Source organism: Paenibacillus sp. TY11 (genome assembly GCF_059772165.1).
Window position 1 is genome coordinate 1 of sequence record NZ_JCBAIQ010000034.1, and the last position, 22,260, is coordinate 22,260.

20 protein-coding genes and 1 other RNA gene are annotated in these 22,260 nt (G+C 46.7%); 2 read left to right on the forward strand and 19 right to left on the reverse strand.

The window, feature by feature from the left end; translation table 11 throughout:
• Positions 1 to 198: 198 nt before the first annotated feature.
• From thiI to AC6EJC_RS24965, 6 genes are all read right to left on the reverse strand, one after another.
• A complete protein-coding gene (thiI, locus tag AC6EJC_RS24940; RefSeq protein ID WP_444956245.1) occupies positions 199 to 1,425 on the reverse strand; it encodes a tRNA uracil 4-sulfurtransferase ThiI in 1,227 nt (408 codons plus the stop codon).
• Between the two features lies 1 nt (position 1,426).
• Positions 1,427 to 2,575: a cysteine desulfurase family protein gene (locus AC6EJC_RS24945; protein WP_444956246.1), complete on the reverse strand. Its 1,149-nt coding sequence runs from the start codon at positions 2,573 to 2,575 to the stop codon at positions 1,427 to 1,429.
• A 154-nt stretch (positions 2,576 to 2,729) separates the two neighbouring features.
• Complete coding sequence (locus tag AC6EJC_RS24950; protein ID WP_444956247.1) at positions 2,730 to 3,428, reverse strand: lytic transglycosylase domain-containing protein; 699 nt, start codon at positions 3,426 to 3,428, stop codon at positions 2,730 to 2,732.
• 220 nt (positions 3,429 to 3,648) lie between these two features.
• Positions 3,649 to 4,044 carry a hypothetical protein gene (locus AC6EJC_RS24955; RefSeq protein WP_444956248.1) on the reverse strand — a complete coding sequence of 132 codons (396 nt, stop codon included), beginning with the start codon at positions 4,042 to 4,044 and terminating at the stop codon, positions 3,649 to 3,651.
• Positions 4,045 to 4,089: 45 nt separating this feature from the next.
• Positions 4,090 to 4,317 carry a DUF1540 domain-containing protein gene (locus AC6EJC_RS24960; RefSeq protein ID WP_444956249.1) on the reverse strand — a complete coding sequence of 76 codons (228 nt, stop codon included), beginning with the start codon at positions 4,315 to 4,317 and terminating at the stop codon, positions 4,090 to 4,092.
• A gap of 187 nt (positions 4,318 to 4,504) precedes the next feature.
• Positions 4,505 to 5,011 carry a YpuI family protein gene (locus AC6EJC_RS24965; RefSeq protein WP_016821571.1) on the reverse strand — a complete coding sequence of 169 codons (507 nt, stop codon included), beginning with the start codon at positions 5,009 to 5,011 and terminating at the stop codon, positions 4,505 to 4,507.
• Positions 5,012 to 5,197: 186 nt separating this feature from the next.
• Here AC6EJC_RS24965 and AC6EJC_RS24970 point away from each other — a divergent pair, with 186 nt between their 5' ends.
• A complete protein-coding gene (locus tag AC6EJC_RS24970) occupies positions 5,198 to 7,078 on the forward strand; it encodes a S8 family peptidase (RefSeq protein WP_444956250.1) in 1,881 nt (626 codons plus the stop codon).
• Between the two features lie 56 nt (positions 7,079 to 7,134).
• Here the strand turns inward: AC6EJC_RS24970 and AC6EJC_RS24975 are convergent, their stop codons facing one another.
• Both AC6EJC_RS24975 and pdxR read right to left on the reverse strand, forming a co-directional pair.
• The gene (locus AC6EJC_RS24975) at positions 7,135 to 7,365 is read right to left on the reverse strand and encodes a hypothetical protein (RefSeq protein ID WP_444956251.1); all 231 of its coding nucleotides are present in this window, start codon (positions 7,363 to 7,365) and stop codon (positions 7,135 to 7,137) included.
• 87 nt (positions 7,366 to 7,452) lie between these two features.
• Complete coding sequence (gene pdxR / locus AC6EJC_RS24980; RefSeq protein WP_444956252.1) at positions 7,453 to 8,928, reverse strand: MocR-like pyridoxine biosynthesis transcription factor PdxR; 1,476 nt, start codon at positions 8,926 to 8,928, stop codon at positions 7,453 to 7,455.
• A 116-nt stretch (positions 8,929 to 9,044) separates the two neighbouring features.
• Here pdxR and AC6EJC_RS24985 point away from each other — a divergent pair, with 116 nt between their 5' ends.
• Positions 9,045 to 10,265 carry an aminotransferase-like domain-containing protein gene (locus AC6EJC_RS24985; RefSeq protein WP_444956253.1) on the forward strand — a complete coding sequence of 407 codons (1,221 nt, stop codon included), beginning with the start codon at positions 9,045 to 9,047 and terminating at the stop codon, positions 10,263 to 10,265.
• Positions 10,266 to 10,600: 335 nt separating this feature from the next.
• Here the strand turns inward: AC6EJC_RS24985 and rnpB are convergent.
• The 11 genes from rnpB to recO form a co-directional block, all read right to left on the reverse strand.
• Positions 10,601 to 10,999, reverse strand: an RNA gene (gene rnpB / locus AC6EJC_RS24990) — RNase P RNA component class A.
• A gap of 77 nt (positions 11,000 to 11,076) precedes the next feature.
• Positions 11,077 to 11,643: a flavin reductase family protein gene (locus tag AC6EJC_RS24995; RefSeq protein WP_444956254.1), complete on the reverse strand. Its 567-nt coding sequence runs from the start codon at positions 11,641 to 11,643 to the stop codon at positions 11,077 to 11,079.
• Between the two features lie 66 nt (positions 11,644 to 11,709).
• Positions 11,710 to 12,825 carry a Nif3-like dinuclear metal center hexameric protein gene (locus tag AC6EJC_RS25000; protein WP_444956255.1) on the reverse strand — a complete coding sequence of 372 codons (1,116 nt, stop codon included), beginning with the start codon at positions 12,823 to 12,825 and terminating at the stop codon, positions 11,710 to 11,712.
• The gene (locus tag AC6EJC_RS25005; RefSeq protein WP_444956256.1) at positions 12,801 to 13,562 is read right to left on the reverse strand and encodes a tRNA (adenine(22)-N(1))-methyltransferase; all 762 of its coding nucleotides are present in this window, start codon (positions 13,560 to 13,562) and stop codon (positions 12,801 to 12,803) included. Before AC6EJC_RS25005 ends, AC6EJC_RS25000 begins: the two co-directional genes overlap by 25 nt.
• Entirely contained in the window at positions 13,559 to 14,398 is an 840-nt protein-coding gene (locus tag AC6EJC_RS25010) for a hypothetical protein (RefSeq protein WP_444956257.1), read from the reverse strand. Before AC6EJC_RS25010 ends, AC6EJC_RS25005 begins: the two co-directional genes overlap by 4 nt.
• A gap of 86 nt (positions 14,399 to 14,484) precedes the next feature.
• A complete protein-coding gene (gene rpoD / locus AC6EJC_RS25015; protein ID WP_007431230.1) occupies positions 14,485 to 15,618 on the reverse strand; it encodes an RNA polymerase sigma factor RpoD in 1,134 nt (377 codons plus the stop codon).
• 43 nt (positions 15,619 to 15,661) lie between these two features.
• Entirely contained in the window at positions 15,662 to 17,536 is a 1,875-nt protein-coding gene (dnaG, locus tag AC6EJC_RS25020) for a DNA primase (RefSeq protein WP_444956258.1), read from the reverse strand.
• Positions 17,529 to 18,005, reverse strand: a complete 477-nt coding sequence (locus AC6EJC_RS25025; RefSeq protein ID WP_444956259.1) for a YaiI/YqxD family protein — start codon at positions 18,003 to 18,005, stop codon at positions 17,529 to 17,531. Before AC6EJC_RS25025 ends, dnaG begins: the two co-directional genes overlap by 8 nt.
• A gap of 123 nt (positions 18,006 to 18,128) precedes the next feature.
• A complete protein-coding gene (gene glyS, locus AC6EJC_RS25030) occupies positions 18,129 to 20,204 on the reverse strand; it encodes a glycine--tRNA ligase subunit beta (protein ID WP_444956260.1) in 2,076 nt (691 codons plus the stop codon).
• Complete coding sequence (gene glyQ / locus AC6EJC_RS25035; RefSeq protein ID WP_444956261.1) at positions 20,197 to 21,084, reverse strand: glycine--tRNA ligase subunit alpha; 888 nt, start codon at positions 21,082 to 21,084, stop codon at positions 20,197 to 20,199. Before glyQ ends, glyS begins: the two co-directional genes overlap by 8 nt.
• 403 nt (positions 21,085 to 21,487) lie before the next feature.
• Positions 21,488 to 22,240, reverse strand: a complete 753-nt coding sequence (gene recO, locus AC6EJC_RS25040; protein WP_444956262.1) for a DNA repair protein RecO — start codon at positions 22,238 to 22,240, stop codon at positions 21,488 to 21,490.
• Positions 22,241 to 22,260: the final 20 nt, after the last annotated feature.

The window sequence follows — 22,260 nt, forward strand, 5'->3', positions numbered from 1 at the left end:
TTTAGAAGATACAGATTTCACATATGGGTTTGCGGAAAGCTGTTCTATTTCTTCTGCTGTGAACATTTTTTTACTCATCTGTATCCCCATCCCTGTCTTTTTCACGGTATAGTAAAAAAATACCCCATAGAGTGACTTTTTTGAAGTGTCTACTCTACAGGGTACAGTTTACAATAGCTGATGGGTCTGCCTTTTTGTTTAAAACCAATCTTCCTGTATAACTTCCTCTTTACGCCCCTCTATAGTTCCGCCTGCCTCAAGGACGACCGTCTCGGTTGCAGCCACAGCCTGTTCAATCAAGGCATTTAAATCCCGAATAGAGGCTTCAATCTTTTGAACAACCCACAAATTCGGATTGGTCGTTGGGGATTTGGGAACAAACAATGTACAGCAATCCTCATACGGGAGGATGGATAGATCGTAGGTGCCAATTTGCTTTGCGATTTCCGTGATCTCCTGCTTATCCATCATTACGAGAGGTCGTAACAATGGTAATTCCGTCGAACGCCCAATCACATTCATGCTGGATAACGTTTGACTAGCGACTTGGCCCAGACTGTCGCCCGTCACGAGTGCCAGTGCTCCTTCACGCTCAGCCAGCATCGTTGCAATTTGCAGCATAGACCGTCTCATCAGCGTAATAATCAAATTATCCTGCCCAGTGCGTGTAAAGGCCGTCTGCACCTCTGTAAACGGTACGAGGTGGATTTTGATTCGACCCGCATAGCCTGCTAATACCCTTGCCAAATCAATAACCTTTTCTTTCGCACGTTCACTTGTAAACGGATAGCTATAAAAATGTACACATTCGATTTCCAATCCTCTACGCATGGAAGACCATCCTGCTACCGGGCTGTCAATTCCACCGGACAGCAACAGCATAGCTTTGCCGTTCGTTCCTAACGGAAAGCCCCCTACAGCCATAATAACATCGCTAAATATATAAGCTGCCTGCTCTCTAACCTCCACACGTAACTCAATATTCGGTTGACGCACATCGACCCTCAGCGCCGGAAACTCCCGCAATATAGGAGAACCAATTAGATGGTTCATCTCTTGTGAAGAATGAGCAAACTCCTTCCACACTCTGCGAGCATTTACCTTGAAAGTCGTTCCCTCTGTCACATTCAGCTCACGCATCAAAGCTACAGCGGTATTAATTATAGCATCAAGCTCGACAGGAGCCATTTTGACAGGACTAATCGTGGTGATGCCAAACACCTTTTGTAACACTTGAATGATCTGTTCATAAGGCTCTCCTCCGAGAACCACATAAATCCGTCCAAATTCCTTCCGCAAAGAAGCGCCTGGAAACGGCTTGAGCAACAACTTAACGTGATTCAGTACCGCCTTTTCAAAACGAGTGCGATTTTTCCCTTTTAATGTAAATTCTCCGAAGCGAAGTAACAGCATATCATAGTGCATTTTAACGTTTCCACCTTTCAAGGGATTCCAGCTTGGCTACAGCCTGTCGCAGTGCAAGTATAAGCTCGTCGATATCCTGTTCCGTATGTTCGTCACCGAAGCTGATACGAATGCCGCCAGACGCTTCTGCCTCATTACGGCCCATCGCCAGCAGCACCCGGCTGGGCTCAGCCAATTTCGAAGAACAAGCCGATTTGGTGGATACTGCCACACCCAATTGCTCCAGCGTATGCAGCAGTACCTCAGCCTTCATACCCGGATACGAAAAGTGGACAATATGCGGTGCTTCCTCCCCGCTGTTCAGCCGCAGTTGAGGGATTGTCTTCACTTCTGCGACCACCCGTTCTCTCCACTCGGTCATACGCTGTGCTGTCTCTACTTGCCGTTCGCCCGCAAGCCGTATCGCCTTGGACATACCGACAAGCAGAGGCACATTTTCGGTACCTGCACGAAAACCCTGCTCCTGAGAGCCTCCACTATGCAGTTGGAAAAGCTCTACACCTTCCCGAACGAATAGTAGTCCAGCACCTTTGGGTCCGCGCAGCTTATGCGCCGAGAGACTGTACAGATCAGCCTGCCAGCCCCGGATATCAACCGGTAGCTTTCCAAACCCCTGTACACCGTCAATATGAAATAGTACACGCGGGAACTGTTTCTTCAGCGCAGCTCCGATATCATGTAACGGTTGTACCCTTCCCGTCTCATTATTGACATGCATGATACTGACTAAAATCGTATCTTTACGGACAGCGGCACAAACCTGTTCAGCGCTCACATGCCCTTCCGCATCGACAGGTAAAAATGTAACCTCAAAGCCCAGATTTGTCAGTTGTCTGCAAGCTTCATACACAGACGGGTGCTCTGTCGATACAGTAACAATATGTTTGCCTCTGGTCTGATACTGCAAAGCTGCTCCCTTAACGGCAAGATTGTTGCTTTCCGTTGCCCCGGATGTGAAGACAATCTCTGATGGATACACTCCCAAAGCCGCAGCACATACTTCGCGCGAACGCTTGAGCAACTTATCCGCATCCTCTCCATACCGATGCATCGAAGATGGATTACCATAATGGCGTCTCATGACCTCGGCAACTGTTGTAATCACCTCTTCAAAAGGTGGAGTTGTCGCGGCATAATCAAAATATTTCATTGAACTCCCCTTTCTGCCCTACAACTGCTGCAACAAAAAAAGACCAAAACAGGGAAAGGCCGCTATTACAGCGACACCCTTTCCCCATATTGATCCTGTCTGCGGACCTAATCTAATTGAAATTACGCACTTTTTTCGTTATAAGCTATAGGGCTTAGATCGTATATTTTTCACGTGCATTCTGAATTTTAGTAAGATATTTTTGCGTTTCTAAAGGAAGCTTGTCCAGTACAGACATCAACTGCTCATCACTACTTACACCAAGCCGTTGCACCCGTCCGGGACCTGCATTATATGCAGCCAACGCCATATTTTCCTGTCCGTTAAAACGTTTAATCTGGTAAGACAAATAACGAACGCCAGCATCAATATTTTGTACAGGATCATATGGGTCACTAACTCCCAGACCTTGAGCCGTAGCGTCCATAAGCTGCATAAGCCCTTTGGCTCCGGCCGAAGAAGTAACCGATGGATTAAATGAAGATTCCGTATCAATAACCGCTTTAATCAACGCCACCGGAACACCGTATTTCTGACTAGCCTCGTTAATCAAATCATCATACGCTGTAGGTTTAGTGGGTCCGTCCGTTGCTGTACTGGAAAAAGCAGGATAGACTGCCAATGGCGAAGCCGTTCCCCTCGAAGGTCCCAATTGAAGCCAGAGCAAACCGTTTTCGTCTCTGGTAACATCACTTGCATTCTCTCGAGTCACAGCATCATCTGTTTCCTGCTGGCCTACTTGTTCCAGCAATCCGGAAAAAGCGTCCGTTGTACCCGTTTGGGTTGTAGCACTCATATTATTTAACAGCTGCATGTCTAACATGGACTTGGACACGCGCGGATCAATTTGCATGTGGTGTTCCCAACTTTCTGTAGTTGTTGTATCCCAAATAGCTTGTCGTTACTGCTATGATACAACTTTTTACTATGTACTTCCATACCTTTTAATGAAAAAAAGCTCCGTTTCTGTCGAAAAGACAGCGGAGCTTTGTAGATCAGCTTTAATGTAATTATATCACTAAGATGATTTTTCTCGGATATGCAAAAGATAACTGAGCTTTTCCCAAATAGGGTCAACGAACAAACGGGATAAAAGCAAAATAACTCAATGTCGCCAGCGCCCCAAGACCAATCGACCAAATACCTGTCGTTTTGCTACCATTCACATAAGCAAAAAAACCTAAAACTGCAGCAATGGGTCCCAGTACAATAGACCACATAAACAATGATGCGATTCCTGCAGCCAGCCCAATATAGCCGGAAATACGACCACTATTGTTGATAACCTGCTCTTCACCCTTGTCCTCATTTCGAGTCACAACTGGCGAGCCAGGAGCAACCTCTGCTGCATATTCTTCACCATGTTTGCGCCGTTTAGCAGAGCGTTCCTGAATGTGACGGGGGTAATCTACACGTTTACGGCTAACATGCTCTTCATTCTGATGCTTGTCGTTTTCATGATCTTCCATAATAAGCTGCACCTCCAAATGCGAAATGAATCGCGTTATAAAATATTACAGGGACTTCGGTTTAAATGTGTGGCAACAGGTTGCGGCAGATGTTGCAGCCTTATCACGTTCTTCTGAACTGAAGCTTTCCCCCGCATATTCTTCTTTAAATTTCTTCCCGGCATGACCATCAACTTCAATCATAATCAAATCTGCCTTGCAAAAGTTGTGTTCTCCCCAATAGTGGCAATTAGCTACGCTGCACTTAACGATTGGCTTGGCCTCTTGGCTCATGATCATCACCTCGTATTCATTGTCCCCTCGCTACCCTGCACCTATGCGTTCATGGGATATGGCAGTTGGTGACATACGAAAAAAGCCGCTTCCTTCACTTCCTCCAAACTGGCAGGAAGCAAGTAGAAAACGGCTTGCTTGTCTTGTTTTAGTTTTCGATTAGAAATGATCTTCCCCGTTAAATGCTTTAGGCATGAGTACGGCGAGTCTGCATCCGGCGCTGAGTCAAATAATCACTTTCATAATAAGTCAGATCATCACGCAATTCTTCAAAATTTTTCGTAATATCCATGATCACTTCGCGTGCGGCTGGCACTGGCGTTTTACGGAAGCGGATAGCATCTTGTCCCGTATAAGCATAGCGTCCGTCCTCTGCGTAAGATTCATTTTTGGGATAAAAAAAGCTGTTCACGCAGTCATGGTAAACGTTATACAATGCCTTTTCCGCAAAATCGACGTCAAAGTTGGCACGGCGTAAAGCCACACCCAGCTTTTCATAAGATACTTCAGAAAAAACAAGGACATGGCGGAGATCCGACAAAAAGCCTTTGTAAAAAAGTACGGACTCTTCATTGCCATCCACAGCCAGCTGCGGCAGAGCGTGCTCATTGAGGAACGTTTCCACTCGTTTCACGGCAGTTTTCAGTCTCTCCTGCGCCGACTCACATAATTTTTGTACGTTGACTGCTGACATCAAGGCAGCTCCCCCTTATTTGTTGCTTGTTCATCAATTTGGTTACCCGAAAATAGTCCCTTCTAACCGAAAGAGCTGTAATTTTCAGTATTTATCCTACCACAAATGAGCATTGAAAGGTATAAAAACATGCCAACCTCCTCACGCTAAACCATAAATTTATGAATACTCAAGGAGGACGGTCCCATGTCTCGGCGAAAATGGTTAAAACCCCTGCTCGGAGCAGCTGCCGGGGTGCTTCTCATCACACTGATGCTGCCTTCCCGTGATCACCGCCATACACCGCAGCCCGAATATACGACCAAGATGGTACCACAGCAAGAGAAGCAGCTCAAAAAAGGAATGTTGGCTTTGGACCTGTCCGCTACGGATACTCTCACACGCATGGACGCAAGACAGGATATTCAATACGTGATGCGGGAGCTTAATGGTAAAACTGCTGATCAGAAAAGGCAGTTTACCCGCACGCTACAGCAATCGCACAGTCATCTTCATACGTTACAGTGGATTCACACACGCGACGGGAACACTAACACGTACACAGGCAGTAAAGCACAAACTCGTCTGCTGAGTCATCCTCAAATCAAAAACAGCTTGGATGCGGCTCGTCGTTCCGTCTTGCAAAATAAATCCTACGAATCTGCTGCTTTTCAGGCGGACGGCGGTAAATATTTTGTCATGGCAGAACCATCGGCTGACGGAACATGCGGCGTTGTCGCCCTGGTCAGTCAGCAAGTATTGCGTGACGTGGAAAAGCATCAGCGCAAAAATTTACGTTTGATTCCCTATCCGAAAGAAGGCAGCTACAAAATCGAATCCGTACATCCCGACACATTGCACGATATTACCGTCAAGACGGGCCACGACAACGAAAATGCAAGCCATTATTTTGAAAACGAAATTGTCGTTCGCTTCCGTCACAATCCTGATCCACGACAACTACAGGAAATTGCAGCAGATTTGCACTGTGAGCCAGGCCGCAAGCTTGGTTATACCTATGTATTTCATTCGGATAAGATGAACTTCAAGGAGCTAAAGCAATATTTTTCAAGAAAGTGGAACCCACTTTATGCAGAACCTCACTATATGTATCTAACCAATGAGGAAACACCTGTCAAAGCGGACGCCTCTATCCCTAATGATTTGCTCTTTTCTCGATATCAATGGAATCTGCCAGCCACCGAAACCAACCGCGGTTGGGGGTTAAGCAAAGGCAGCAAGGATGTAATTGTCGCCGTCATAGATACGGGAGTGGATTTGGATCATCCCGACCTGAAGGGTCAAATTCTTTCAGGTTATAACGTGGTAAACCCGTCTGAAAAGCCTTATGATGACGTGGGTCATGGAACACATGTCGCCGGCATCATTTCTGCGCTCGTGAATAATGGTGAGGGGGTCGCCGGCATGACGTGGTACAACAAGGTCATGCCGATCAAGGTACTTGACCAATCCGGCTCCGGTACGACTTACTCGGTTGCAGAAGGTATTATATGGGCAGCTGATCATGGGGCCAAGGTCATCAATTTGAGTCTGGGCAATTACGCACAAGCTTCATTTTTGCATGATGCGATCAAATATGCCTATGACAAAGATGTCGTATTAGTTGCAGCCACAGGCAATGATAATACGGAACGACCTGGCTATCCAGCAGCGTACCCTGAGGTATTTGCCGTTTCCGCTACAGATTCTTCTATGCACCGTGCATCCTTTTCTAACTATGGGGATTATGTGGACGTCATGGCTCCAGGTGCAAGTATAGCCAGTACGTATCCTGGGAATCAATATGCTGCTCTGTCGGGCACTTCAATGGCCAGTCCACATGTATCAGCGCTTGCTGCCCTGATTCGATCCATTAACCCCGATCTAAACAATAAAGAGGTTATGGATTTAATGAGAGACAGCGTAGTTGATTTGGGCACACCAGGGCATGACAAATATTTCGGGTATGGTCAAATCGACGTGTATAAAGCGTTGAAAGCAGCGCAACGTCCATATGTTCCTTTGCAATTCTATCCACAGCATTTAAGTGACAAGTTAAAATCCATATTAAAGAAACTGGAAACATAAGATTCCTTTTTGGAAAAAGCAGCCATGTTGCTCCATGGCTGCTTTTTTGGGCTTTCTTAACGCTTGGAACTGCTACGAACAGAACGCTTGCTATGACTGCGAGTATGACAGCAAGGTTCGCCAGGATCCTTTACAACCACCGGAAATACGTGGTGGGGCACAGGTACAATGTGAGCCTGATTAACAATTTCAATCGGATGAACTACAGGCACGATTTGTGGGTGAAATTGATGATTTACAAATTGCATTGGCGGGCACACGATCGGGTCGTAAGGGCAATGACTCATAATGTGCAACTCCTTTCGGTGAATTAGTACAGCATATTAAGAAGAAGTAGCCTGTGCTTGGATGTTTACCCCCTAATACAAATATCCTTATAAAATAGGCTTTCGTTCCACAATGACCGAATGATCAAGCAGTTCGCCCAACAAACGACACAGCTTGCGCAGACCTGATTTAAGTGTTTCCTTGTCCGCATACGAAAAAGAAATACGGATATGATTACTGTCCATACCACCTGCATAGCACACCGCACCAGGTAAAAAGGAAATGCCTTCCCGGTCAGCCAGCCGCTCCAATTCTGAAATATCAACAATAGGAGGAAGCTTAATCCACACATTTAAGCCGCCTTCGGGAGCATACCAGGTGACCTCTGGCGGAGCATAGCGCTGGAGCGTATGCAATGCGACTGTCAGACGATCCCGCATTTGTTCCCGCAACCAGACAAGATGCTGATCAAGTCGGTTCCTGATAAAAGGTAGCAGTGCTTTTTGAGTTAATAGAGGGCTCCCCAAATCCGTAGTTGACTTGGCGGCCACCAAACGATCCATTACACTGCCAGTAGCCGCTACACAAGCTATACGGCAGCCGGGAGCAACGGTTTTGCTGAAGCTTTTGATATACACCACATGTCCGGACTGATCATGCGCCTTGATAGAGAGTGGCGGCTTTGTTTTATAATACAGGTCGGAAAATGGATCATCTTCAACAATGAGGCAATGATAGCTTTGAGCTAAATCCAGTAATTGCGCGCGTCTGGGCGTCGTTAAAGTTACTCCGGTAGGGTTATGGAAGGTGGGTATCGTATAGATCAGTTTTGGGGGATGAGTGTCACAAAGGCGTGTCAGGATATCAATCCGCATGCCCTGCTCATCCATCGGAATCATAATTACTTTGGCACCACGACTGGTGAATACATCGATGGCCCCAGTATATGTAGGAGCCTCCATGTAGACAACATCTCCAGAACCAACAAACGTACGTGCCACCAGGTCAATCCCCTGTTGGGCACCACTGGTCACGAGCAGCTGTTTTGCCACTGTACGTATACCGCGTTCGGTCAGGTGATCTGCAAACACTTCCCTCAGTGCTAAATCACCCTCAAAAGTCCCGTATGCAGCCATTGCATCGGGATTTTCAGAGGATAAACGTCGTGTATCAACGATGATTTCGCGCGTGGGAAGAAGCTCCGGCTGAATTGCTGCTATATGAAAAGAATAAGGAACCTGTCGGCTATGGTTAAAGTTTCTCCATAACTGTGCGCGCGGCAAATAATCGATTAGCGACATCTGCCATGACAAATCCTTCGCTCCCTCACGTTGAACAGGTACAGAAGGTTCGGCTACATAGCAACCTTTTCCCTGTGTACATGTAACCAGATTAATGGACTCCAGCTCTGCATACGCCTTGCTTACGGTTACGGGACTTACCGCAAGCAGACTGGACAGATGACGGACAGAGGGAAGCTTTGTACCCTGAGGCAGCAATCCAGACTGGATACGATCCGCTAATGTTTTGGCAATCTGTAAATATAATTTGACACTGCTATTGCGGCTGAGATCAATATGCATCGGAACCGTCCCCTCCAAAAATCAACTGTTACATTTAGACGTTTACTGTTATACTTCATTATCGATATAATACAACAAATTTCATAGTACAGTATAGAACACAGGAGATGATTGGATTGGAATACAAATTTTCGGGTATGGCTCGTACTCAGGGCTCGTCCATGGTAAGGGACATTTTGAAGCTGACACAGGGAACAGATGTATTATCCCTGGCAGGTGGCCTTCCGGCCGATGCCTTTTTCCCCGTCGAAGCTGTTGCTGAAGCCTATGAGCGGGTATTCCGCCTCGGCGGTACTACCGCGCTTCAATACGGCCTAACCGAGGGCTACATTCCTCTACGGGAACGTCTTGCTGCAACAATGTCATCCCAAGGCATCTCCGTCACCAGAGATAACATCATCATGACGACGGGCTCACAGCAGACCATTGATCTGGTTTCGCGTGTGCTGCTCGATCCGCAGGATACTGTATTGGTGGAGTCCCCTACTTATTTGGCAGCTCTTCAGGTATTTAATTCCTATGGGGCCAACATTGTAAGTGTAAATACAGACTCTAACGGTATGCAATTAGATGATCTTGAGGCCAAGCTCAAAAAACATCAGCCTAAATTCGTGTATGTCATCCCCACCTTCTCCAACCCGGCAGGAAGTGTGTGGAGTCTGGAACGCAGAACAGGCGTTGTTGAATTATGCCGTAAATACGGAACTTTGATTTTTGAAGATGATCCTTACGGACGTCTCAAATTTGACGAAAACCTTAACTTCCCATCGCTTTTCTCTATTGATCAACAGCTAGGTGGAGACAGTCATGTGATGTATACTTCTACATTCTCTAAAACCGTCGCTCCTGGTGTTCGCTCTGGATGGTTGATAGCCAATCAAGCTATTGTTGTTAAAGTCGCGAATGCTAAACAATCTGCCGATCTGCACTCCAGCAGTATTGATCAGCGTGCTTTAAATGAGTTATTAGACTTTTTTGATCTGGACGGACATATTCGTACCGTGTCCACCGAGTACCACACTCGTATGCTACGCCTCACATCGCTGATGAAAGAACGCCAATGGGAAGGAATCACCTGGAATGATGCACTTGGCGGCATGTTTATGTGGGTTACATTACCCGAGGGCTTCCGTTCTGATCGGTTGTTGCAACTTGCGATTCAGGAAGGAGTGGCATTTGTGCCTGGCCAAGTCTTCTATGCTGACCTGAGCGGCAGCAACCATATGCGGATCAACTTTACGCATACCGATCCTTCCCTGCTTCCTCAAGCGGTTGACCGATTGGATCGGGCACTGCAGATGTATATGGAAGAAAGTGTGGTAAAAAGCGTGCGCTGAGGAAGTTTGCAGGGCAGCTACGTAAGATCGCTTCGCTCCTACAGATTCAAATGCTATGCTACGCTGCTACGTGTTTACCACTGCACGTTTTTACGTTAGAGGGAATAGTTAAGTTAAAAAAAACAGAATGAAGGCCCCCAGTAATGATGCTGGGGGTCTTCATTCTAAAAATGCACTGTTGCTGCGTAAAACGGTATGTTAAAAAGGGTGAGTCATGATTCCCACAGGAATATGACTCACCCTTTTTAATTCAATAAATACATTTGGATTAAAGATTTTTCATGCAATCAGGTCATTTACAAAAGTTAAATTCATACATTTTAAGGTGTTGCAGTGGGGAAAGTTTTCCGTAAGCCGGGTTCTGTGCTATTCGTGGTATAAACGGGAACTACCCTCCCACTACAAGCGACAATCATCTATCTAGGCCGAACATTGCTATCCGGCTCCAGCGACCAACCTAGACACGCCTCGGGCTAAGGCTGCTTCGCGAAGAAGCTGTGTCCCATTAGGTCTTGCTCCAGATGGGGTTTACCAGGAACGAAGTCACCAGCGTTCCTCGGGGTCTCTTACACCTCGGTTCCATCCTTGCCTGTGCCGCAAGCGGCCATCGGCGGTCCATTTCTGTGGCACTATCCTTCAACTCGCGCTGACTGGACGTTATCCAGCATCCTGCCCTATGGAGCCCGGACTTTCCTCTCGCGGCTCACGCCGCCAGCGATTGTCTGTCAAACTTTCCGAACAACATTACATAGTATACAGGGAACGCACGCACGATACAACCTGAAAATATTGTAAAAATAGAAAGCTCTCTTTATTTGCTCAAATAAAACGGATGTACCTTTTTCTGCAATGAATCATCTACCACGTAATAAGCAGACCTTCCCACGTATAACGGGATAGGAAGCTTACTAAAATCAGGAACGTCCTCATCCAGGAATAGTTCATCATCCCGGTAGGTTTGCTGTATTTCACCGACGATCCAATCATGGTCTCCGTAGGTATGAATATCCACCACTTTGCACTCATAAGCAAGATAAGCTTCCAGCAATATAGGCACATTCACTGAAATTCCATCCTCATATGCAATCCCAAATTGCTGAAACTTATCTATATCTCTACCGCTAAAGGTACCTACAGCCTGAATCCATTCTGATCGGTGCGCAGGCAAAAACTGGACACCAAAGCCTCCGCCCTTCTCAATCAGTCCGTAAGAATACGTTTCCTTCCTCAATGAAATGCCATACATACCCGGTGATGATCCGATATATGTATGCCAGCCTGAAGCAATTACATTATTTACACCCTCATAGCGGGAAGTAACAATAGCGACCATACCTGGATAGGCATGAATCGCAGAATCAGCTATCAAAGTTCGCATAACAACCTCTCCCCCACGAAAATAAAAGTAATAAAGCACCTTCATTTTCTCATAGACGTTGAGGTTTTACAAAAATTGAAAAGGCTCGGTTTCCACCTGGGATATATGTACTTCCGTTGAGTATCGACCTTCTGCCAAGCGTTTGCGCATCCATTCTGCGGTTTTAGGCTTCATAATCTTTTCAGCGTTATGTCCAGGGTCAATAATAGCAATACCAGCCATAAGGGCATCCTGAGCCGTGTGATAGTCGATATCCCCCGTGACTAATACGTCAGCCCCTTTAAAAAGCGACTTGTTCACATAGCGGCTGCCAGAGCCTCCAAGCACGGCTGCCTTTTTAATCGTACGGTCCAAGTCGCCCACCACACGTACATGCTCGACGTTGAGACCGTTTTTCACAACATCGGCAAACTCCCGTAACGAGCGGGACTCCTTGAGCTTCCCCACCCGTCCCAAACCAAATGTACGGCCTTGCAAATCCATATGGTACAGGTCATAAGCCACCTCTTCATAAGGATGAGCCTTCAGCATCGCTTGAACGACTTTATTACGTACACCCTGCGATACAATGGTCTCAATACGGACTTCTTCACTACGTTCCATTTTACCCGGCTCACCCAAAAACGGATCTGTACCTTCACCCGGCACGAAAGTTCCGTAGCCATCAATGTTAAAGCTGCAATGGCTGTAGTTACCGATATGTCCAGCTCCCGCACCCAGCACGGCATCCAGTACCCGTTGATGATGTGTTTTGGGTACGAAAACGACAAGCTTGAATAATTGCTCGGTGTGAACATCCTCCAGCGTACCTTCACTTTGAATACCCAATGCTTCCGCCATCCAGTCGTTCATGCCGCCCTCAGCCGTATCCAAGTTCGTATGACTGATATAGACGGCAATATCATTCTTGATCAGCTTTTCATACAATCTGCCCGCAGGCTGATCCGTGTTCAAAGCTTTAAGTGGGCGGAATATAATCGCATGATGCGCAATAATAAGGTCAGCTTTTATGCGGATCGCCTCTTCGACAACCTCATCATTGACATCCAGGGCAACTAATATGTTTTTGATTTCCTTTTGCAGGCTACCCAGCTGAAGCCCGATTCTATCGTCCGGAACTGCCAAGTATTTGGGAGCTAGCTGCTCCATATAGCTAATTACTGTCTGTCCTTTGGCAAACATGCAAGTACCTCCTCCAGCTGTTCAATTTGCTTGCGCAATTGCTCCTGCTTATGCTGCGCGGATTCCTGCTCTGACCGTGCCACTTGTGCAAGCACATCCTGAAGCTTACGAATTTCCAACTGCCACTTATAAAAAAAGATTTCATTCGGTTCTTTGACCAATAACGGTCCGAGTTGCATCAACAAATCCTGTGTCAGTACCAGCGAACTATCGGGAAGTTCCCATGGTCGATACAGCTCATCCTGTTTCAGTGGGCTTTCCGAAGCAGGTACTGCCGTCAGAATTTCATATATTTTTCCGTCTTCTTCCATAATATGTTCGTTTGTTAGTACCCATTGATGTTCGATTAGCCAACGACGTAAAATATCCTCGCCTACGTTGGGCTGTAAAACAAGCTGTTTCACTGAAACAAGCTTGTCTTTCCCTTGCTCCAAAATGGAAGCGATCAAGGCACCACCCATACCGGCTATCGTAATAACATCAACCTCATAGGTCTTAATTACAGCCAAGCCATCCCCCTTCCTAACCGCAATGCGATCAGAAAGACCTGCTTCGGCCACCTGCTTTTGGGCCGCACGCAACGGCCCATCGTTGACCTCACCCGCCACAGCTTGCGGTACTCTGCCACTGCGTACTGCAGCCACAGGGAGTAGTCCATGATCCGAGCCAATATCTGCAAATCTGCTCCCTGCAGGAATTTGTTCCATAATATATTGTAATCGTTGAGAAAGTTTCATGACGTCACCCACGTAATCCATTTTTTTCGAGTCCAAAATAAAATTCCTACAACAAAAGCCAACTTCAGTATGCTGTAAAACACCACACCTCCCGCCGCTTGATGGCGCAGGACGATCGTGTCTGCTTCAGCCATGAACGCTAGTGTCATGCCTATAGCAAAATAAACCAAAGCAAGACGCGGAAAGCGGCGATGTACCCACCAGCTTAACCAGACCAACAATACTGCGTGCAAAATCCAAAATGCCTCAAGCATCACTAAAGTAGCTGTAGGCCAGTAGCGGCCTATAAGGACCGCGTACACTAAAAGCAGCCCAGCAAGGCCACAGTAATGAAGCAAGCTGATACGCAGAGTTAACCCCACGAGACACCATACCAAACCACATAGGCCCACAAGCACTAGAAACCAAACCTTAGCTTCACCTTGATGAAGCTGAATGATCCACACTCCCGAACCCAGCATAATCGCACTGCCTAAAGTGCTCAACATCGCACTCATGCTCTTTTCGGAAGACCGCCAAACTGCAGCCACCCCATAGCAAATCGCAGTAACTGCACTTGCCGAGAATATTTGCATTGCCAACGGAAAAGCGGTAAAATAAAAACCGATCAAACAAATGCAGGAAATAATGACAAAACCAAGAAGCCAGGCGATCCCATGCCCGTGTCTAAGATATGTAAGCAGCCCGGTGTTGTTACGGTTCTGGCTCTGTGACGGATCTTCGTCCTCCCGATACAGGTTAGACAAAAAATCGCAATATTGCTCAGGGAGTAGCCGACTTCGCCGCCAATGCTCAATTTCTTGTAACAGTATTGCCCGTTTTTTCTCCTGGTCCAAGCTTCTTCCCCTCCACCAAGGTGCCATGAGATAAAAAAAGACCTCCTGCGCGCTTCAAGCCGCAGAAGGTCCGCAATGTCACGCTTCTATTCGAGGAAATCCTTCAGTCGCTTACTGCGGCTTGGATGGCGCAATTTACGCAGCGCTTTGGCCTCAATCTGACGAATACGTTCACGTGTAACACCGAACACTTTACCCACTTCTTCAAGGGTTCTGGTTCTTCCGTCGTCCAAACCAAAGCGGAGACGCAAAACATTCTCTTCCCGTTCGGTCAACGTATCCAGCACATCCTCGAGTTGTTCCTTCAGAAGTTCATAGGCAGCCGCATCCGCAGGCGCCAGTGCTTCCTGATCCTCAATGAAATCCCCCAGATGTGAGTCATCCTCTTCACCAATAGGTGTTTCCAATGAAACCGGTTCTTGGGCAATTTTCATAATTTCCCGTACTTTTTCCACGCTCAGCTCCATCTCGGCAGCCACTTCTTCCGGCGTAGGTTCGCGCCCCAGCTCTTGCAACAGTTGACGCGATACGCGAATCAGCTTGTTGATCGTTTCCACCATATGAACAGGGATACGGATTGTTCTCGCCTGATCGGCTATTGCGCGCGTAATGGCCTGACGAATCCACCAGGTAGCATACGTACTGAATTTAAAGCCTTTTTCGTAATCAAATTTTTCTACTGCCTTAATCAAACCCATATTACCTTCCTGAATTAGATCCAGGAAAAGCATTCCGCGACCAACATAACGTTTGGCAATACTTACAACCAGACGCAAGTTCGCTTCTGCCAACCGACGCTTAGCTTCTTCATCGCCGTTATTGATCCGTTTGGCAAGCTCCACCTCATCATCAGCAGAAAGGAGCGGTACACGGCCGATTTCCTTCAAGTACATCCGGACCGGGTCATTGATTTTAATACCGGGAGGCAGGCTCAGATCGTCATCGAAATTAAAATCATCCCCGTCATTGTTTTCCGGGTCGTCATTTTGACGCAATCTGGTAACTTCTTCGTCGTTGTCATTCACAACCTCAATCCCCAAGTCACCCAGCTGTTCATAAAACTCATCCATTTGCTCGGGGTCCTGATCAAACGGCGACAGTTTTTCCATGATATCTTTGTAGTTCAGAGAGGAACTTTTTTTACCTAACTCAATCAGTTGATCTTTGACCTGATCCAGTGTTAGTTCCGTCTCCAGTTCAGTATGCTGATCATTCGCCATCTTTCGACTCCCTCCTCCCTAGAAACATCCGACCTCTGTGTGTTCATTGTCTCTCTAGGGCTATAATCTCACTTGCAATTTGTGCTGCACGCAAAAAGTCACCTAAGCGTTCAGCGGCTCTCATTTCTTCCCTTTTCAAATCCAGTTGCTCCTGCAATGGAAATTTTCGCACCTGATGAATATAATCATCCAAAATGTGCGGTGCCCATACGCCTGGAGCATCCATCATCATGATCGAACTTACGTTCTTCTCCAGTCGGTCGTCTTGCAATGATGAAATAAAGCGGCTTGTATCCGGTAACTTCCCTTGCGCGTAATAGGCGTATAGATAAGCAGCAATTGCTGCATGATCCTCAATATTAAAGGCGTCCCCCAGATGCTTTTCTACATACTCTGCAGCTTCTAAATCCTGCATCATCCAGTGAAGCAGTCTGCGTTCAGCCACATGGTAAGCCGGCAACAAATTAGGTGTGGAGACCTGCCCTTTTTTATGCCTACCATTATTCCACCCATTTTCGTTATTATCCCCATAGTTCTGTTTTTTTTGCAGGGATTGGCGGAGTAAATTGCATTCTTGCTTTAAGGTTTCAAAATCCACCTTGACTTCGGCTGATACTTCGCGCAGATACACTTCCCGCTCAGTCGGGGATGACAGAGGTGCAATGACATTTAATGCTTCGCGGGAATACGCGATTCTTCCTTCTTCCTCTTGCAGTATATGGTTTTTTTTCAGATATATAAGCTTAAATTTCACCGTTGAAACAGCACTTTCAATAATTTGGCGTTGGAATCGTTCGCCGCCGTATTGCCGGATAAAATCATCCGGGTCCATACCGTCGCTGACCAGCGCTACTTTCACGTGAAGCCCCGCATTTTCTAACAGCGGAAAATTTTTAAGCGCGGCAGCTTGTCCTGCCCGGTCACCATCATAACAAATAATGACCTCGTCGCACAGTCCTTTTAACATCGTAGCATGGTGCTCCGTTAGAGCAGTACCCATGGCGGCCACCCCATTTTGTACGCCAGCTTCCCATGCCGAGATGACATCACCGTAGCCTTCAAAAAGAACACTTTGGCGAAGCTTGCGAATTGAGGTTTTAGCATGATGGAGATTGTACAGCGTTCGGCTCTTGTTGAATAATTTGGTCTCCGGTGAATTCAAATACTTCGGCTGTCCCTCACCAAGTATACGGCCTGCAAAGGCAATAACTTTTCCGTTTCGATTCCAAATGGGAAACATGATACGATCCCTGAACCGATCCACATATCCATCACCCTCATGTCGGGGAGAAATGAGCCCCCCCTTTTCCATCTCAACAGGATCAAAAGAACGCTTCTCTAGAAACTGAACGATCGTATCCCATCGGTTGGGTGCATAGCCAATTTGGAATTGATCAATGATCTTGTCACTGAACCCCCGTGAACGCAAATATTCCATAGCTGGTTTGCCGTGCTCCGTATTTTTAAGCAAAAAATGGTACATCTTAGAAGTTAGCTCATACGCTTGCAACAGCCTGTCCAACTCAGGATGCTGATGCGATGACTCACGTCCCTGCCATTCGCCGAGCGGGATATGACTTTCTTCCGCCATTGTCCTGACAGCTTCGGGAAAGGATAGTCCTTCGATTTCCATCATAAATTTGATGGCATTGCCTCCCGCGCCGCAGCCGTAGCAGTAAAAAATCTGACGATCCGGTGTCACGGTGAATGAAGGGGTTTTTTCGGAATGAAAAGGACAGAGGCCTTTCATATATTTCCCCTGCTTGGTCAAATGCACGTACTTGCTTACCGTATCTACAATATCATGATGTTGTAAAACCGACTCGATGATATCGTCCGGTATGTTACCTTGTCCGGCACTCATATTAACCACCTTCATCTCTTTAGCACGTAAATATAATTCGATACCGTTACTCATTCTCCTGCAAGCGGAGTAAAAGTTTTGTCAGTTTATGTTGAAAAACTTCACGATCCTCTAATGTAAACGGTTTAGGCCCTTTTCCATAACGTCCTTTTTTCCGTTCTTTGGCAGAAGTATGACGTCGGTCAAGCATGAAATCTATCGAATCGTTTCGATACATAGCTCCACGAAAAGACATCACTTCACAGCCTTTTGCCAAGGCAAGTGCAGCTAGACCATAATCGTTGGTGGTTACAATATCTCCCGGGCGGATATGATTGGCAATATAGAGATCAGCGCTCTGGTCGCTCCGGTCTACTTTAACGACGCTCACGCCTTTGCTGCCCTGAATGAGATGATCATACGAAGATACCATAATAACCTCAATATGAAAACGGGAAGCTGTCTCCGCAATTTCACTTTTAACAGGACAAGCGTCCCCGTCAACAACGATCCGCACATCCGATAAATTTCCGGATACCCTCATGAGCATCCCCCATCTCCATCCGGATTCGAGTAAAATACGGAACGGCTGCAAGATCACACTCTTACACCGTTCCGTATATTTATACCCATTTTTTCAAGTTGTTCATACTATCACAACTGACGTTTAACCTACAAGCTTGGAAAAATCGGCAAAACGCTTCAGTTCTGAGTCAATAGCAGCCAGCAATGCCAAACGATTATTACGAACAGCATCATCCTCAGCCATAACCATAACGGAATCAAAGAACGCCGTCACCGCAGGGGTAATGGATGAAGCAAGCGCCAACGCTCGTGTCGCATCGCCTTCCTGTAAAGCTACTTTATAAGATTCATAAGCGCCATACCATGCTTCGTAAAGCGTTTTTTCACCCTGTTCCGTAAATTCACCCGTATTAACTGACTTATGAACTGCTTTAGCAGCCAAATTACCTACACGATTAAAAGACTCAACTGTTGCCTTGAAGACATCACCCGTTTGTACCGCAGTCATTAACGCAGCTCCGCGGTTAACAACGGAAGCGACATCGTCATATCCAGCTGCAAGCACAGCGTCCACAACGTCATAACGAAGAGTCTCGGATAATAGTTTCTTCACGCGCAATCCGAAAAACTCATGTAATTCTTTACGTATTTCATCCGCGGAACGTTTCATATTTCCAAGGTTTCCGTGCACGTCGAGCGCGATATTGAACACATCAGACAACGTAGCCGAAAGCTTACGATCCAGCAAGATCTGCACGATACCTGCAGCCTGACGACGAAGCGCGTAAGGGTCCTGCGAACCTGTCGGAATAATACCGATGGAGAAGCAGCCTGTGATTGTATCTATCTTGTCAGCGATACTTACAATCGCTCCAGCGTTCGTTGAAGGAACTGTTTCTCCAGCAAAACGCGGCTGATAATGCTCAAACACCGCTCTTGCCACTTCTTCCTTCTCTCCAGCCTTACGAGCATAATCCTCCCCCATAACACCTTGCAGTTCTGGGAATTCATATACCATTTGTGTTACAAGGTCGAATTTACAAATATCCGCTGCTCGGCTAACCGATTCCTGTGTATCTGGGGAAACGCGAAGCTTCTCTGCCAGAGCATCAGCAATGCGGCGAATTCGCCGTACTTTGTCTCCAACCGTTCCCAGCTCTTCGTGGAAAACAATACTTTCCAGTTTGGAGAGTGCATCCTTAATTTCCAGCCTCTGATCTTCTTCATAAAAGAATTTGGCATCAGACAACCGCGCACGCAATACTTTTTCGTTCCCTTTAGCAATGACTTCCAGCGATTGACTGCCACCGTTACGTACCGTAACAAAGTACGGCAGTAGCTCTCCAGCACGATCTAGCACTGGGAAATAACGTTGATGTTCGCGCATAGAAGTAATCAGTACATCCTTCGGAATGTTCAGGAACGCAGGATCAAAACCTCCGAACAGCACTGTTGGGGTTTCCACCAAATACAGCACTTCTTCCAGCAAGTCATCCTTGACCGCAATCGTCCAATCTTTTTCGGCAGCCAACGCTTCAATCTGCTTCACAATAAGCGATTGACGTTCCTCAATATCCACAATGACATGCTGTTTGCGAAGCACTTCAACATAGTCAGCTGGGCTTTCTACAACGGCATCCTGTCCGAGGAAACGATGGCCTCTTGTCACATTTCCTGATTGCACCCCGGCAATTTCCAAATTGACAATATCGTTACCAAACAAGGCGATCAACCAGCGGATTGGACGAACAAATTTAAAGTCATAACTCGCCCAGCGCATAAATTTAGGGAATGTCATGGCATGTAAAATGTGCAATAAGCCTTCGGACAGTACATCGGCCGTCGGTACACCTATGCTGCTCTTGGTCGCATAAATATATTCCACGCCTCCAATCTCCTTGAACGTGAACTGTTCAGGATCAACACCTTGGCTGCGAGCAAAGCCTAGAGCAGCCTTGCTCCAGTTACCGGCTTCATCGAGTGCGATTTTGCGGGAAGGACCTTTAACTTCTTCGTTAATATCTTCTTGCTTCTCAGCTACTTCCTTGACAAGTACCGCCAAACGGCGAGGTGTAGCATATGCCTCTACAGCACCATAAGCAATACGCGAGCTGTCAAGCCATGCCGTCATACGCTCTTTTAACTGCTGAATCGCATTCGGGATAAAACGTGCAGGCACTTCTTCCAACCCGATCTCAAACAATAAATCCTTAGACATGTGCCGCACCTCCTTTCTTCAACAGCGGGAAGCCCAGCTTCTCGCGCTCCTCCAAATAGGTCGCAGCCACCTGACGCGCCAAATTGCGCACTCGTATAATAAATCCAGTCCGTTCCGTTACACTGATCGCTCCGCGGGCGTCCAGCAAGTTGAACGTATGAGAACATTTCAGCACATAATCATAGGCTGGAAATACAAGATGCTGCGCCATCGCTTTATTCGCCTCTTCTTCGTACATATTAAAAAGAGTAAAAAGCATTTTTACATCAGATACTTCGAACGTATACTTGGAATGCTCAAATTCGGGCTGGTGGAAAACATCACCATACGTGATTCCATTGACCCACTCCAAATCGAACACATTCTCCTTGTCCTGGATGTAGGAAGCAAGACGCTCCATACCGTACGTAATTTCAACCGCAACCGGGCTAGCATCAATACCACCCACTTGCTGGAAATATGTGAATTGGGTAATTTCCATACCGTCCAGCCATACTTCCCAACCTAACCCCCAGGCTCCCAGCGTTGGTGCTTCCCAGTTGTCTTCGACGAAACGAATATCATGCTCCAGAGGGTTAATGCCCAAACGACTCAAACTCTCCAAATACAATTCTTGAATGTTATCCGGTGAAGGCTTCAAGACCACTTGAAACTGATGATGCTGATACAGGCGATTCGGGTTCTCACCATAGCGTCCGTCTGACGGGCGACGAGAGGGCTCAACATAAGCTACGTTCCAAGGCTCAGGTCCAATCGAACGTAAATACGTCATCGGGTTCATCGTACCTGCCCCTTTTTCCGTGTCATAAGGCTGTACAATAATACAGTTGTGTTCAGCCCAAAATTGTTGCAGCGTTAAAATCATCTGCTGAAAATTCATCGGTACACGCTCCCTTTCCAATTCCCTCAAATGTTGGTGATTTCTTCTCATTAAACTCGTATGTACAGGGCTATCTCAACCAATAAGCCTTGCTAGAGACAGCAAAAAGCCCCCGCCTCTACGCCTGTACAGACGTAGGGACGAGAGCTGACTCCCGCGGTTCCACCCTACTTGATTGCGATCCTACATCACCAGTCAGATCGTAATCCTCTTTTCCGTGTCCATTCAGACGCTCCCGAGTGCCCTGTTCACGAAGAATTCCCGCTGGGCTTACACCGTCCCCAACTCGCTAAACATAGAGAATACATCTCGTTACTTTCTCGTTCAATGCATCTGCTCCCGAAGGAGATATATAGTAGGATATTACACGTTTTCAGCAATACAGTCAAGAGAACAGGGCGTTTCACATATCGTACTTGTCGAGCTGATCCAGGAAATTGCGGGATTTCAGCTTGACCTCCAACTGCATATCCATGAACTGACGCATGACATGTTTGATCTCCAACTTGGTGGAGTCCTTCACGTCAATGTTGCCGAGCCGATTCAAATCCATTTTGGCGAACAAGCGCAGCAACTTCAACGTACGTGGAGTAACGCTCAATGCAGCTGGATCAAAATGCTTGTAGCTCCGACACAAAACCCCGCCCAACCTCGGACTGACAAACATATCCTCATCAGCACATTGTTGACCACTTGAAATACATGCATCAAGCTGAGGAGCATATCCGGCCGCCTGCAATATTTTAAATTCATAAATACTCATGACGATCACCGGATCTTTGCCACTCTCCAGCGCCTCCAAACATGCTTTAAGCTGCTTAAACCAAAATGCGCCTGTTTCCTCATCCTGTAACACCCGATCGAGCAATTCACAAGCATAAGAAGCGTAAGCAGCCTTAGTAATATCCTCGCGTAGTGTATGGTGGGATTGGATGATTTCACCGGCATTCAACGTGCCTAAGCCTGTGTTTCGAAAAAAAACAAATTCTCCGTGCGTAAACGGCTGCGTTAAAGCGGCATGACGGCTTTTAGACTTTTTTGCACCTCTGACCAGCACGCCTGCTTTGCCTCCGCTTTCGGTGCAAAGCGTAATAATTTTGTTCCCCTCACCGTAATCCATGCTGCGGATGACGATTCCTTCCACCCTGTAAAGCATGCCTCTTCCCCCAAACATTC